General features: G+C 69.1%; 11 protein-coding genes. 3 read left to right on the top strand and 8 right to left on the bottom strand.

What is annotated here, in order from left to right:
• Positions 1 to 10: 10 nt before the first annotated feature.
• The 4 genes from EBN03_RS15035 to EBN03_RS15020 all read right to left on the bottom strand — a co-directional run bounded on the left by EBN03_RS15035 (position 11) and on the right by EBN03_RS15020 (position 3,984).
• Positions 11 to 274, bottom strand: a complete 264-nt coding sequence (locus EBN03_RS15035; RefSeq protein ID WP_122188639.1) for a phosphoribosyl-ATP diphosphatase — start codon at positions 272 to 274, stop codon at positions 11 to 13.
• A gap of 220 nt (positions 275 to 494) precedes the next feature.
• Positions 495 to 2,342 carry a choline/carnitine O-acyltransferase gene (locus EBN03_RS15030; protein ID WP_233608396.1) on the bottom strand — a complete coding sequence of 616 codons (1,848 nt, stop codon included), beginning with the start codon at positions 2,340 to 2,342 and terminating at the stop codon, positions 495 to 497.
• Positions 2,343 to 2,382: 40 nt separating this feature from the next.
• Complete coding sequence (locus tag EBN03_RS15025; RefSeq protein ID WP_122188637.1) at positions 2,383 to 3,192, bottom strand: class I SAM-dependent methyltransferase; 810 nt, start codon at positions 3,190 to 3,192, stop codon at positions 2,383 to 2,385.
• 12 nt (positions 3,193 to 3,204) lie between these two features.
• On the bottom strand, positions 3,205 to 3,984 hold the full coding sequence (locus tag EBN03_RS15020) for a HalD/BesD family halogenase (protein WP_456093812.1): 780 nt from the start codon (positions 3,982 to 3,984) through the stop codon (positions 3,205 to 3,207).
• A 565-nt stretch (positions 3,985 to 4,549) separates the two neighbouring features.
• Between EBN03_RS15020 and EBN03_RS15015 the strand changes: the two genes are divergently transcribed.
• Positions 4,550 to 5,281, top strand: coding sequence for a hypothetical protein (locus EBN03_RS15015; RefSeq protein ID WP_147471596.1), 732 nt, complete (start codon positions 4,550 to 4,552; stop codon positions 5,279 to 5,281).
• An 8-nt stretch (positions 5,282 to 5,289) separates the two neighbouring features.
• On the opposite strand, the gene EBN03_RS15010 is transcribed toward EBN03_RS15015, so the two are convergent.
• From EBN03_RS15010 to metH, 3 genes are all read right to left on the bottom strand, one after another.
• Positions 5,290 to 5,964 (bottom strand): HAD family hydrolase, encoded by a 675-nt coding sequence (locus EBN03_RS15010; protein ID WP_122188635.1) that lies wholly within the window; start codon positions 5,962 to 5,964, stop codon positions 5,290 to 5,292.
• A gap of 6 nt (positions 5,965 to 5,970) precedes the next feature.
• Complete coding sequence (locus EBN03_RS15005; protein WP_122188634.1) at positions 5,971 to 7,530, bottom strand: serine/threonine-protein kinase; 1,560 nt, start codon at positions 7,528 to 7,530, stop codon at positions 5,971 to 5,973.
• Positions 7,531 to 7,605: 75 nt separating this feature from the next.
• The gene (gene metH / locus EBN03_RS15000) at positions 7,606 to 11,199 is read right to left on the bottom strand and encodes a methionine synthase (protein WP_122188633.1); all 3,594 of its coding nucleotides are present in this window, start codon (positions 11,197 to 11,199) and stop codon (positions 7,606 to 7,608) included.
• A 147-nt stretch (positions 11,200 to 11,346) separates the two neighbouring features.
• Between metH and EBN03_RS14995 the strand changes: the two genes are divergently transcribed.
• The gene (locus tag EBN03_RS14995) at positions 11,347 to 12,234 is read left to right on the top strand and encodes a PAC2 family protein (RefSeq protein ID WP_122188632.1); all 888 of its coding nucleotides are present in this window, start codon (positions 11,347 to 11,349) and stop codon (positions 12,232 to 12,234) included.
• A gap of 49 nt (positions 12,235 to 12,283) precedes the next feature.
• Here the strand turns inward: EBN03_RS14995 and EBN03_RS14990 are convergent, their stop codons facing one another.
• Complete coding sequence (locus tag EBN03_RS14990) at positions 12,284 to 12,628, bottom strand: hypothetical protein (RefSeq protein WP_122188631.1); 345 nt, start codon at positions 12,626 to 12,628, stop codon at positions 12,284 to 12,286.
• Positions 12,629 to 12,940: 312 nt separating this feature from the next.
• Here EBN03_RS14990 and EBN03_RS14985 point away from each other — a divergent pair, with 312 nt between their 5' ends.
• Entirely contained in the window at positions 12,941 to 14,149 is a 1,209-nt protein-coding gene (locus EBN03_RS14985) for an XRE family transcriptional regulator (RefSeq protein WP_199742775.1), read from the top strand.
• The last annotated feature ends 16 nt before the right edge of the window (positions 14,150 to 14,165 follow it).

Raw genomic sequence — 14,165 nt, 5'->3', positions numbered from 1 at the left:
CGGGGCAGGCTCACAGATGTCGGTACACGTCCTCGAGCCGCAGACCCCGGCCCACCATCAGCACCTGAACCCAGTACAGCAACTGCGAGATCTCCTCGGCCAGGTGCTCGTCACTCTCGTGCTCGGCGGCGATCCAGACCTCGCCGGCCTCCTCCAGAACCTTCTTGCCCTGCGCATGCACCCCGGCGTCCAACGCCGCGACGGTCCCGGACCCTTCGGGCCGGTTGACCGCACGATCCTGCAGCTCGCCGAACAAGGTTTCGAAAGTCTTCACGGGCGTTCATACTAGCCGGACCGCCACCCCTGACCGATTCGCGGGCAGCCGAGCGCGGCCACCGGTCAGCTAACCGTCGCGGCGGTCACCGAGGACACCGATTCCGACCGTACCCGGCGAGTTACCCAGGCCACACGACAGTGATCCGCAGCAGCGGCAGCGATTCCCACCGGCCACCCGGCCACCGAATCGAATCCGGCGGCCGGGTGCCGACGAGTCCCTACTCTCCGCTCAGCAGTTCGGTCAGCTCGGTGGCGGCGATCCGCAACTGGGCCGCGAACTCGTGCATCTCGTGCTCGACCGCCGTCGGGGTGGCCAGGTACAGGTTCCACCGGTCCGGCAGCAGCACGTACGCGATGCCGATGCACTTCGGGCTGGTGCAGCCGAAACCGAAGTAGTGGATGTTCTTCGACGGCGCCGAACTGGTGCTCAGGTAGTCGTCCCGGGTGATCACCCAGCCGGGGCTGTCGAAGAACGGCATGGGCTCGGTGGCGCCGAGCTGTTCACCGCGGCGGCGCTGGATCCACTGCAGCTCCCACAGGTGCTGCTCGGGGGCATCGCCGCGCTGGCACTCCTTGGCCCGTTCGACGTGGGCGTCGGCGGCGGTGCGCAGCGCGGCCAGCTTGCCGGCGGCGTCTGCGGCCGGGTCATCCATGGTGTCGACGAATGCGACCATCTCCGGAGTGACGACCCGCATCGCCTCGGTACGGCCGTTGCGGTACTGCCGGGTGGCGATGGACTCGTAGGTCGCGCCGGTCAGGCCCTTGCTGCGCCGGTGCGCGAGCTGGTAGGCGAGCTGGGCGAACGCGTCGGGCGAGATGCGCAGCGACTTGGCCTTGTCCGTGCCGAAGTCCGGGAAGGACACGGTGAGGGTGGCGTTGTCGGCCGCGAACTGCGCGAAGGCGGCCGCCGCGGACGCGACCGTCGCCCGCTGCAGCGGGTTGAACGCGAATTCGATCCGCTCGTACGCGGGCACGCCCTGCTCGCGCGCGCCGGACCGTTCGGCGTGGTCGGCCACGCCGGACTCCAGCAGCATGTCCACGAAGGACAGGATCGTGGTGCCGTCGAGACCGCAGTGTTCGACGTTGATCCCGGTGTCGCCGTTGCCGAACACCACGAACGACACCGCCTTGTCGAACCAGCGGTTGCCGCTGTCACCGGCGAGCAGCGCGTCGCAGGACTCTTGCAGATCGGCCGGGTCGACGTCGTCGAGGCAGACGCAGAACAGCGCGGTCTCGATGGTGTCCAGCGCGGCCCGGTTCACCGGGTCGGCGGCGAGTTCCGTACGGACACCGGCCCATTCGGCCCGCGCCAAGGTGGTCAGGTGCCCGGCGGCGAGGTCGGTCGGCACCGGCTCACGCACCGCGCTCAGGATCTCCCGCAGTCCCGCGGCGAGGTCGGCGGTGGCGTAGGGCACGCCCTCGGCCCCGATCACGTCGAAGCGGAACATGGCGCCGCGGCGCAGCACCACGATGTGGCGGGCCCGCGAGGGGCCGGGCCACTCGTCGGTGTAGGGCACGCGCACGGAATCCTGTGGGCTGCCCGGGATCCGGGTCTCGGAGAACAGGAACTTGTTCTGCGCCATGGACAGTCGCGTACCCCGTTGGGTCGCCGGCGGGATCGCCTCGACGTCGAGGCCCAGCTTGTAGTTCACCGCGGCGGTGATCAGCGCCGCGGCGCGGTCGGCCTGCTCGGCCGAGGTCGACCGCGCCAGCGGTGTGTCGTCGCGGAAGTGGAAGAAGAAGTTCGCGTTCAATGCGATCCGGTCGCGCCGGCCCAGATACCGGGAGGGCCAGAACTCGTCGAGCCAGCTGCCCACGCCGGGTTTGGCGTCGAAACGCTCCAGATCCGCGGCCAGGATGCGGCCGGGGCCGTCCGGGCGCAGCAGATCCGCCACCGCCCGCTCGGTCTCGGCGTACTCGGCCTCGGTCAGCAGCGGTGCGCACCAGCGCAGGAAGCGCGCGCAGCTGTCGTCCAGGGTCGGCAACGGCACACGGGGAAGCTGGTCGTCGAAGGCGAAGGTGCCCTCGCCGGTATCGGGAAGGTCGGTCCAGGTCGACACTGTCACTGATTGTCCTCTTCGAAGAAGGGGGGCAGGTTACGGGTCTTCAGGCACGGGCGGGTTCATCGGGCACACACAGAAACAGCTCCGCATGCAGCCACCCGTCGGCCTCACAGCCGGTCGGGTCGATTCCTTTGGCGTGCAACGACTTCAATACCTGATCGCGCTCGGCCTCGGAGGCGAATCGGCGCTGGGGGAAGGTACCCGGCACCCGTTCGATCCGGTACCCGAGGTCGGCCAGCTGCCGTGCCATCGGCTCGAAACTGAACATGCGCAGTACGAAGTGTGCCATCCGCGGCAGGCGCTGTCCCGAGGCCCTGGCCACTTGCAGCAGCGTGCGCTCGGTGACGTAGCCCACGCAGCCGGTGGAGACGACCAGATCGGCCGACGCCAGCAGTTCCCGCTGCGCCGGGGTCGCCTCCCCGGACTCCAGATCGGCGTGCACGTAGTCGTGCAGCAGGCCGGCCGCGGTCGCGTACTCCAGGGCCGGGGCCGCGATGTCCATGCCGATGAACCGCACGTCGGGCAGGAGATCGCGGGTGGCCAGCAGTTCCCGGTCCCGGGCGATGTGCGTGGCGGTGTCGCCGTCGCGATAGTGCTCGCTGAGGTACTCGACGGTGGTGTCCAGCCGCAGCAGGGCCGCGATGACCCCGTAGGAGCAGCCGATGTCGAGCACGGTGGGCGCGGCGCCGGTGTCGGTGCGCCAGTCCTCGATCAGCTTCTGGAAGGTCGGTTTGGCCAATTCGGGTATCCGATAGTCCAATTCGGACATTCGGCGGTAATAGTCGCGAGGATCGGGCCGCTCGTAGATGTCGTCGAACGACGCTTTCCCGGTGGTGTCCAGCGAAACCGTCACGGGATTCCCCTCTCAGTCGAGCAATTGATCGCCGCGAACCGAATTTCCGGTCGCGGCCAGATGAGCCGGGAGAACGCGCCCGAACAACTGCCGGGTGCGTTCGACGGCGCCGATGACGCCCGGCTGTTCGCTGTAGGCGAAGATCGCGGTGTGCCGCTGCCGCGTGCCCGCCACCGGTGAGACCCGGTGCAGGGAGAACCGGCCCTGGAAGAGCTGCAGGTCACCGGGGCGCAGCGTGATCCGGCGGATCAGGTCGTCGCCGGAGCCGGTGAGCACCCGCCGGACGTCGGCGAGGTTCTCCGCCTGCGGCGAGCGAATGGCCGGGCAGTATTCGAAGACTCCCCCGGATTCGGGCTCCTGGGTGAGCATGCTGACGGTGAATTCGTTGGTGTCGAAATGCCATGGATGCGACATACCGGGCGACACCACGTTCAGTACCAGACCGGCGAGCGGGTCGGTGTATTCGTGCAGTTCGGCCAGGCCAAAACAGTCGGCCACGAATCGCCGGAACTGTTCGTGCGAGTACAGCACTTCGATGAGCGCCGTCGCCGGAATGAGATCCCGGGCAACGAACGCGTTACCGCGTTCCATCACGATCCGGGCCGGATGATCCGCGGGCAGCTCGGCGTCCAGCGGAATGTTGTAGGCATTGACTCGCTCCACCGTGTAATAGCCGTGGGGCGCGAGTAATTCGCCTTCCGCGCGTAACTTTTCCAGAAGTTCGGCCCGGACGAATCCGGGAAGAATGCAGCAGCCGTCGGCTGCCAATTCGGCCCGAGCGCGGTCCAGCACCGCCGCGCGTCCGGCCGCTCCCGCCTCGAGAGGGTACCGGTCGGTATCTACCAGATGACCGATTCCACCCGGATTCCCTTGCGCTGCCCCGTCTTCCGAGCCAACCCCCGTCACCTGCCCCGCACTCGACGTCATAAAGCCATTCTGACGGCAACGGCCGGAAACCGCCTCCCGTTCGCGAGATATCGGCGCGATTCGGCATGCGACCCATGCGGGCCGGTACATCACAGCAACTTTCGAAATGTGCGACTTTCGCGGAATCCGGACAGCATCGGCGGCAGGAGGTTTCACGAGGCCGCATATGGGCACCGAATGGACACACCGGAATTCGGCCGCATCGATTTCGGCCGGAGAAGCGGCACGGACGCCGGATCGGCAACCGGCAGGCACACCACCGGTAATAGCGCATCGACATAGTTCCGCGACCTACCGTGATTTCGATACGCCCGTGCGCCACTGCGACATTCGGCCTGAACCGGACCGGTAGACTGACTCGGATCCTGTTCCACCGGTTCCACGCCCCCACGGCCCGTGAACCGGGCATCGTTGTTGTGGAGGCGAATCCGTGGCCACTGCGATGCTGCTGGTGTTCCTGGTCGCCGGCTCGGTCGCCTACTACGACTACAGCAGCGGCAGTCCGGAATTCGGCACCATCTTCGGGCTCATCGCGCTGGCGCCGCCCACGATCTGGTTCGTGCTCCTGGTCCCCGCCGGCTACCGGAAGTTCATCCTCGTCGGTGTGGCGGGAATCATGGCGCTGCTGCTCGGCTATGCCGCCTACTGGACGGTTTTCGCGCCCAAGCAGCACGTCGGCGACGTGCGCCAGCTGGCGGACCTGCAGCAGGCCTGCGCCGGGCGGATGGCCCGCCAGTTCTATCCGCAGACCTCCGCCTACCGCGGGGCGCGACCGCACCCCGTGGCGCTGTTCATCGAGGACAGCACCGACACCATGGTCCGCCCCGACAAGCTGCCCGCCGACCGCGCCACCGAATGGTCCGGCGACGACCTGAACCCGCGCAACGTCCAGTTGGTGGCCTGCATGGACCGCGACGACGACGGCAGCTTCCTGGCCGACTGCCCGATGGGTGACCGCTCGGTACCGCTGTTCCAGGCCAGCTACCTGGTGACGATCTTCGAATCCGCCACCGGCCACGAGATCGGGCACGACCGGCTCGCGGGCAACCCGCAGGCCACCTGCCCCAAGTTCTCGCTGAGCTACAGCAAGAACCCGAAGATCTTCGCGCAGCCGCTGTTCAGCGAGTACACCCGGATCCTGTCCCGCTACGTCGAGCAGTAGCTAGCGGGTCACCCCAGCGCGATCCGGTCCACCCGGCCGGCCAATTCGGCGACCGTGAGCCCGATCAGCGTGTCGCGGAACACGATTCCCGGCGCCGGCGGCACCACGATCTCGCACGGCACCACCAGCACCACGCAGCCGGCGGCGACCGCCGACCGGCTGCCGTTGATCGAATCCTCCACGGCCACACAGGCACTCGGGTCGACACCGAGCAGCTCGGCGGCGCGCAGGTACGGGTCGGCGGCGGGCTTGGGCGCCGACACCTCGTCGCCGCAGACCGTGGCCGCGAACCACTCCCGCCCCAGCGTGTTCAGCGACAGCTCGGTGATCGACCGATTCGTATTGGTGACCAGCGCCATCGGGACACCGGCCGCCCGCACCGCCGCCAGCGCCTCCCGGGCGCCCGGCCGCCACGGGATCGGCCCGTCCATCAACTCGCTGACCCGCGCCTCGAGCCAGGCGGCGGCCTCGTCCAGCTCGGCGGGTGTGGGCTCGCGGCCCACCGCCCGGAACACCGTGACGAGCGAATCCAGGACCGGCGCACCGACCAGCGCGTGCCGGGTCGCCTCGGTCAGCGGGCCGCCCAGCGCCAGCGACAGTTCCCGGACCGCGACGTCCCAGAGCTTCTCCGAATCCAGCAGCGTGCCGTCCATGTCCCACAGCACCCCGGCGAGTTCGGTCATCGGAGTTCAGCCGATCTGCGAGTCGAGGATCACCTGGTGCCCGCTGCCGTCGTTGCCGACCCGGAACCAGCGGTGCTCGGAGGTGGTCGAGCCGTTCTTGTAGGTGTAGGTGACCGTGCCGGAGGTGGTGTCACCGTTCTGGTTCAGGCCGGAGACGGCGACCGCCGCGAACTGCGCCCAGAACTGTTGGTAGCTGCCGTAACCGCCCGCCGCCGACTGATACGACGGCGACAGCATCGACCAGGCGCCACCGACGTTGCCCGGAAGCATGCCGTAGTACCCGGCGACGAAACCGGCAGCGTTGGCCGCCACCGGGATCGGCGCGGCCGAGGTGGTCGTGGTCGTGGTGGAGGTGGCCGACGCGGACGCGGACGTGGACGTGGCCGAGGTGGTCGTCGTGGTCGGACGCGCCGCGGTGGTCGTCGCCGCCGTCGTCGCGGGCGACGTCGCCGACCCGGAATCGGCGGGCAGCGGCGCGACCGGCGGTGCCGTCGACGTCGCCGAGGCTTGCACCTGCGGGCCGTCGGACCCGTTGCGCATCACCAGAACGACACCCAGCACCACCACCAGCACCCCCACCGCGACGGTGAGCATCACGACGGTGGTGCGCTGCGAGTTCGGCGCCGCCACCGGGACCGGCGCCGCGGCCGCGGCCGGCTCGGCCGCCGCGGTGCCGCCGGGCAGGACCGTGGTCTCGTCGGCGGCGGGCTCCTTCGGCTGCGGCAGCACCAGCGTCGCGGAAGGCGCCCGGCCCTCGGCGACCGCCTCCAGTTCCCGCTGCGCCTCGAGTGCGGTAGGCCGCGTCGCGCGGTCGGCTGCCAGCAGGCTCATCAGCACCGGGCCCAGCGCGCCGGCCCGCACCGGCTGCGGCACGTCGGCGCCGGCCACCGAATGCAGGACCGCGAGCGGGTTCTCCCCCTCACCGAACGGCGGCGCGCCCTCCACTGCCGCGTACAGCGTGGAACCCAGCGCGAACACGTCCGACGACGGCTCCGGGTCCTCACCGCGGGCCACCTCGGGCGACAGGTAGGCGGGGGTACCGGCCAGGAATCCGGTCGAGGTGACGGTGACATCGCCGGTGGCCCGGGAGATGCCGAAGTCGGTCAGCTTCACCGTGCCGTTGTCCGCGACGAGGATATTGGCCGGTTTCACGTCCCGGTGCACGATTCCGGCCGTGTGCGCGGCCGCCAGCGCGGCCGCGACCTTGGCACCGATGTCGGCGACCTGCTGCGGCTCCATCTTGCCCTCGTCGCGCATCAGGGCGGCGAGACTGCGGGCGTCGACGTACTCCATGACCAGCCAGGGCTGGCCGTCCTCCTCGGTGATGTCGAAGACGGTGACGGCGTTGGGATGGTGCAGGCGGGCGGCGATCCGCCCCTCCCGCATCGCGCGCAGCTTCGCCTCCAGCGCCTGCGCCTTGGTCAGGCCGGGCGCAAGCAGCAGCTGCTTGACCGCGACGGTGCGTCGCAGCCGCACGTCCTCCGCGCGCCAGACCACTCCCATGGCCCCCGAACCGACCGGATCGACTAGCCGATACCGCCCCGCGATCAGCCGGTCTGCCGTCATCGTCTTGCACCCCTCCTGAGAGCTCACACGCCGAGCCGCCCTGCGAATGCGTGCGGAGCCCGAACCTGAATCAACCTATGCGCTGAAGTATTTCGCCTCCGGATGCAGCAGCACGAAAGCATCCGTGGACTGCTCCGGATGCAACTGCAACTCCTCGGACAAGGTCACACCGATGCGCCCGGCGTCCAACAGCGAGACAAGTTTCGCACGATCCTCCAACTCCGGGCACGCGCCGTAGCCGAACGAGTAACGCGCGCCACGATATCCGAGCTTGAAGTACTCCGACACGTCGGCCGGGTCCTCCGTGGAGACCGAATGTCCTTCCAGCACAAGCTCTTCGCGGATACGACGGTGCCAGTATTCGGCGAGCGCCTCGGTGAGCTGCACACCGATGCCGTGCACCTCCAGGTAATCGCGGTAATTGTTCTCGGCGAACAGGCGATTCGCGAAGTCGGCAATGGGCTGACCCATCGTGACCAGCTGGAACGGCAGCACATCGACCTGGCCCGTTTGTACCGCCAGCTCGCGGGAACGCACGAAATCGGCGATACACAGGAATCGGTCCCGTTGCTGCCGTGGGAAGGTGAATCGAACCCGTTCGGCCGCATTCGGATTCGGCTCGGTGAGAACAATCACATCGTCGCCCTCGGAAACCACCGGGAAATAGCCGTACACCAGCGCGGCGTGCTGCAGCACACCCTCGGTGGACAGCCGGTCGAGCCACGCCCGCAGCCGCGGCCGGCCCTCGGCGGCCACCAGTTCGTCGTAATCGGGCCCGTCGCCGCCGCGCTGGCCGCGCAGGCCCCACTGCCCCAGGAACAGCGCGCGCTCGTCGAGCATGCCCGAGTACTCGGCGACCGGCAGGCCCTTCACCACGCGCGTGCCCCAGAACGGCGGCACCGGGACCGGCAGGTCGGCCGCCACGTCGGACCGCGCCGGCACCTCGACGGGCACCTCGGCGGCCTTGCGCTCGGCCGCGATGCGCTTGGACCGCTCGTGCCGGGCCTTGCGCTCGGCCGCCTTGGCCTTGGCGGCGATCGCCTCCGGACTGTCCGGGTCGAGCCCGCCGCCACGCTTGACGGTCATGATCTCGTCCATCAGCCGCAGGCCCTCGAACGCGTCGCGTGCGTAGTGCACCTCACCGGCGTAGATGTCGGCGAGGTCGTTCTCGACGTAGGCGCGGGTCAGCGCGGCACCACCGAGCAGCACCGGGAACTGGTCGGCCACCCCGCGGACGTTCATCTCCTCGAGGTTCTCCTTCATCACCACCGTCGACTTGACCAGCAGGCCGGACATGCCGACGACGTCGGCCTTCTTGTCCACGGCGGCGTCGAGGATGGTGGCGATCGGCTGCTTGATGCCGAGATTCACGACCTCGTAGCCGTTGTTGGACAGGATGATGTCGACCAGGTTCTTGCCGATGTCGTGCACGTCGCCCTTGACGGTGGCCAGCACGATCCGGCCCTTGCCGGAGTCGTCGGTGGACTCCATGTGCGGTTCCAGGTACGCCACCGCCGTCTTCATGACCTCGGCGGACTGCAGCACGAACGGCAGCTGCATCTGGCCGGACCCGAACAGCTCGCCGACGGTCTTCATGCCCGACAGCAGGGTCTCGTTGATGATCTGCAGCGGCGGGACCTCGGTCATGGCCGCGTCCAGGTCGGCCTCGAGGCCGTTGCGGTCACCGTCGACGATGCGCTGGGCCAACCGCTCGAACAGCGGCAGCGCCGCCAGCTCCTCGGCCCGCGACGCCTTCGACGAGGCCGCCGAGACACCCTCGAAGAGGGCCATCAGCTTCTGCAACGGGTCGTAGCCCTCGCGGCGGCGGTCGTAGACCAGGTCCAGCGCGGTCTCGCGCTGCTCCTCGGGGATCCGGGCCATGGGCAGGATCTTCGAGGCGTGCACGATCGCGGAATCCAGTCCGGCCTGGACACATTCGTGCATGAAGACCGAGTTCAGCACCTGCCGCGCGGCCGGGTTCAGACCGAAGGAGATGTTCGACAGCCCCAGCGTGGTCTGCACGTTCGGGTGCCGGCGCTTGAGTTCGCGGATGCCCTCGATGGTTTCGAGGCCGTCGCGCCGCGACTCCTCCTGGCCGGTGCCCAGGGTGAAGGTGAGGCAGTCGACGATGATGTCGGATTCGTCGAGCCCCCAGTTGCCGGTGATGTCGGCGATCAGCCGCTCGGCGATCTCGACCTTCTTCTCGGCGGTGCGGGCCTGACCCTCCTCGTCGATCGTGAGCGCGACCACGGTGGCGCCGTGCTCGGCCACCAGGGCCATGGTCTGCTGGAAGCGCGACTCCGGGCCGGCGCCGTCCTCGTAGTTGACCGAGTTCACCGCACAGCGGCCGCCGAGCTTCTCCAGACCGGCCTTGAGGACCGGCGTCTCGGTGGAGTCGAGCATGATCGGCAGCGTGGACGCGGTGGCCAGGCGACCGGCCAGCTCGGCCATGTCGATCGCACCGTCACGGCCGACGTAGTCGACACACAGGTCGAGCATGTGGGCGCCGTCGCGGGTCTGGTCCTTGGCGATGTCGACGCAGCGCTGCCAGTCCTGCGCGAGCATGGCCTCGCGGAAAGCCTTGGAGCCGTTGGCATTCGTCCGCTCACCGATCATCATGATCGAGGCGTCCTGCTCGAACGGCACCGTGGTGTAGATGGAGGAGACGCTCGGCTCGTGCTCCGGGTGCCGCACCGCGGGCTGCACCTCGGCGACCGCGGCCGCGACCTGCCGGATGTGCTCCGGTGTGGTGCCGCAGCAGCCGCCGACCAGCGACAACCCGAAATCGGTGACGAAGCCGCGCAGCGCGGTGGCCAGCTCGTCCGGCGCCAGCGGGTACTCCGCGCCGTTGGCGCCCAGCACCGGCAGGCCCGCGTTCGGCATCACCGACACCGGGATCTGCGCGTGCTTGGACAGATGCCGCAGATGCTCGCTCATCTCGTCCGGACCGGTGGCGCAGTTCAGGCCGATCATGTCGATGCCCAGCGGCTCGAGCGCGGTCAGCGCGGCACCGATCTCACTGCCGACCAGCATGGTGCCGGTGGTCTCGACCGTGACGTGGGTGATGATCGGGATGCGCCGCCCGAGCCGGGCCATCGCGTCGCGGCTGCCCAGCACCGCCGCCTTGACCTGCAGCAGGTCCTGGCAGGTCTCGATCAGGATGGCGTCGGCGCCACCGTCGAGCATGCCGAGCGCGGCCTCGAGGTACGCGCCGCGCAGCACGTCGAAGGTGGTGTGGCCGAGCGTGGGCAGTTTGGTGCCCGGGCCCATCGAGCCCAGCACGTAGCGCGGGGTGCCGTGGGCGGTGAGTCCCATCTCGTCGGCGACCTCGCGGGCCAGCCGGGTGCCGCGCTCGGACAGGTCGCGGATGCGGTCGGCGATGTCGTAGTCGCCCAGATTCGACAGGTTGCAGCCGAAGGTGTTGGTCTCGACCGCGTCCGCGCCGGCCTCGAAATAGGCCCGGTGGATGTGACGCAGGACATCGGGCCGGGTCTCGTTGAGGATCTCGTTGCAGCCTTCCAGACCGCGGAAATCGTCGAGCGAGAGATCGGCGGCCTGGAGCATGGTGCCCATGGCGCCGTCACCGATCAGGACACGCGACGCGAGCGTGTCGAGCAGTGAGGTGTCGAATGTGGAGGTATCGAACCCGGCGCGAGAGGACCCAGACATGCCCCCAAGCGTAGTGGGAGCCGCCGACACGAACCCCACACGCCCGACAACCGTGGCCGTTACCCGATTCCCGCCCGGTGCCGCGCGACACGCGCGTTCGCTCGATATGCGATGAAGACCCGCCGCCTTACACCGTAGGCTTGCCGGGTGAACCCCAGTGCAACACCCGATCCGGACCTGCCGACGTTGCGTAATCCGATCCTCGTGGCGGCGTTCGAAGGGTGGAACGACGCAGCCGACGCGGCCAGTGGAGCCGTGGAACACCTGGAACTGATCTGGGACGCCGAACCCCTCGCCGAGCTGGACTCCGAGGACTACTACGACTACCAGGTGAACCGTCCGACCGTCCGCCAGGTCGACGGGGTCACCCGGGAGATCCAGTGGCCGTCGACGACCCTGTCGGTGTGCTCCCCGCCCGGCAGCGAACGCGACGTGGTGCTGCTGCGCGGCGTCGAACCCAACATGCGCTGGCGCAGCTTCTGCACCGACCTGCTCGAGGTGGTGGAACAGCTCGGTGTGACGACGGTCGTGATCCTGGGCGCCCTGCTCGCCGACACCCCGCACACCCGGCCCGTGCCGGTGACCGGCACCGCCTACAGCAAGGAGGCGGCCGAGCGGTTCAACCTCGAACAGACCCGCTACGAGGGGCCGACCGGGATCACCGGTGTGCTGCAGGACGCCTGCGTGCGGGCCGGTGTGCCGGCCATCTCGTTCTGGGCGGCGGTGCCGCACTACGTCTCGCAGCCGCCCAACCCGAAGGCCACCATCGCGCTGCTGCACCGGGTGGAGGACGTGCTCGACATCGAGGTGCCGCTCGGCGAGCTGCCCGGCCAGTCGGAGGACTGGGAGTCGGCGGTCGACGAGATGACCGCGGGCGACGACGAGATCGCCGAGTACGTGCGCTCGCTCGAGGAGCGCGGTGACGCGGCCGTCGACATCGACGACGCGATGGCCAAGATCGACGGCGACGCGATCGCGGCGGAGTTCGAGAAGTACCTGCGCCGCCGCGGCGGCCCGGGTGGCTTCGGCATCTGACGGCAGCGCGGTGGGCGCCGGCCACCCGGCCGGCGCTACCCGTACCGGTTCAGCGCACCTGGCCCCGCCGCGGTGCGGTCGGCGGGGACAGCTCGTCGACGGCCCAAACCCGTGCCGCCGCTTCGGAAGCCAGCTTCGCGATCAGCAGGTCGCGTGGGATCGTCTGCCCGGCAAGGTGATCCAACGACGGCACCACGACGTGGTGCGCGTCGGCTCGTTTCAACTCGGCGGTCAGCTCCGCGAACGCGGTGCCGTCGCCCGGAGTCGATTCATGGAACGTGGCCGCGAAGCACAAGCCTTCCGACGCGGCCAGCGTGCACATGGCGTCCTCCAGCTCCGCGACATGGTCGTCCGCCAGATCGTCACGCACGTATCCATAGATCAACGCTTCCACCCGAACCTCCGTTTGGATGTAATGGGACTCGCTGTTCTGTTGTCGGACATTTCCCGCATGATCCGGGCCGTTCGCGGGAGTCACCCTTTGCGGCCTCGGCTCCGGCCACCTGCGCGGCTCGGCCGATCACGGGGAAACCGACTCGGCTGCTGCCGGAATCGTCGCCCGTGTACAGGATGACGTACGCACAAATGCAATTGCAGATGTCAAGACGGTGACATCCATGTGCCCTATCCGGGCCATCTTGCGTTAACTGGTGGGATACTAACAAGCGTGCCGTCGGGAGACGATCGACCAGTGTGGGCAGTCCGCATGCGTTCCGAACGTGACGCGCGCGGCTGGTCCCAGGCCGATGCCGTTCGAGCCATGCGCGCCAAGGCGAACCACAACCTACCCACGGACAACACACTCCTGCGGAATTGGCGCCGTTGGGAATCCGGCGAGTCGCGCCCCGACGACTTCTACGCGCCACTGATCTCGGCCGCCTTCGACACCGTGACCGCGGCGTTCTTCCCGCGGGTCCGCCCCAACCGCGACGACGAATTGCTTTCCGCCACCGGCATGGACACGCTCGAATTCGTGAGTCGTCTTCGCATGTCGGACGTTTCGGACGCAACCCTGGACGCCATCACCATCACCGCCGACCGGCTGTGCCACGAATACTCCCGTGCGGAACCGCACGACCTGCTGCTCGAGGGCACGGCCTGGCTGCGCCGGATCACCTCGCTGCTCGACGGCCGGCTGACCCTGGCCCAGCACCGGCGGGTCCTGGAACTGGCCGGCTGGGTGGCGCTGCTGGTCGGATGTGTCGAATACGACCTGGGCCATCGCGGCGCGGCGGAGGCCACCCGGTGTGCCGCGCGATCCCTGGGCGAGGAGGCCGAACACGACGAATTGGTCGCCTGGGCAGCCGAACTCGCCGCCTGGTTCGCGCTGACCCAGGGCAACCGGCGCGGCGCGGCCGAGATCGCGGCGAGCGCCGGTGCCGCCGCGGGCCACACCGCCGCGGCGGTCCAGCTGGCCGCCCAGCAGGCCAAGGCCTGGGCCCGGCTCGGGGACCGCAGCGCCATGGAGACCGCCTTGCGGCACGGCCGCGCGGTCCTCGACCATCTGCCGCAACCGGTCGATCTGGACAACCACTTCGCCGCCGACGCACAGAAATTCGACTTCTACGCCATGGACTGCTACCGCGTCGCCGGCGACGACCGTCGCGCCCGCGACCACGCGACCGAGGTGCTGCGCACCGCCGTCGGCCCGGAAGGAGTGGAACGCGCCCCGATGCGGGTCGCGGAGGCGCACTTGACCCTCGCGGTGGTCGCGGCCCGGGCGGGCGATCTCGAACTGGCTGTGGCCGAGGGCGTGCGCGGGCTCGACGGGCGCCGCCGTTCGCTGCCGTCGCTGCTGTTCATCGCCGGCGAGGCGGCGCAGGAGCTGTCCACGCGCTTCCCCGGCGATCCCCGCACCCGCGCGTATCTCGAACCGCTGCGCGCGTTGACCGCCGACTCGGCGCGGACCTGCTGATCCGGATAGTCTCGCG

The organism is Nocardia stercoris (assembly GCF_003696265.1).
Lineage (GTDB): Bacteria > Actinomycetota > Actinomycetes > Mycobacteriales > Mycobacteriaceae > Nocardia > Nocardia stercoris.
This window is presented reverse-complemented; position numbering and strand designations above follow the sequence as displayed.

Coding starts and splice junctions, on each gene's coding strand:
- EBN03_RS15010 (WP_122188635.1), bottom strand. CDS start 5,964: ATGACCGAACTCGCCGGGGTGCTGTGGGACATGGACGGCACGCTGCTG.
- EBN03_RS15005 (WP_122188634.1), bottom strand. CDS start 7,530: ATGACGGCAGACCGGCTGATCGCGGGGCGGTATCGGCTAGTCGATCCG.
- metH (WP_122188633.1), bottom strand. CDS start 11,199: ATGTCTGGGTCCTCTCGCGCCGGGTTCGATACCTCCACATTCGACACC.
- EBN03_RS14985 (WP_199742775.1), top strand. CDS start 12,941: ATGCGTTCCGAACGTGACGCGCGCGGCTGGTCCCAGGCCGATGCCGTT.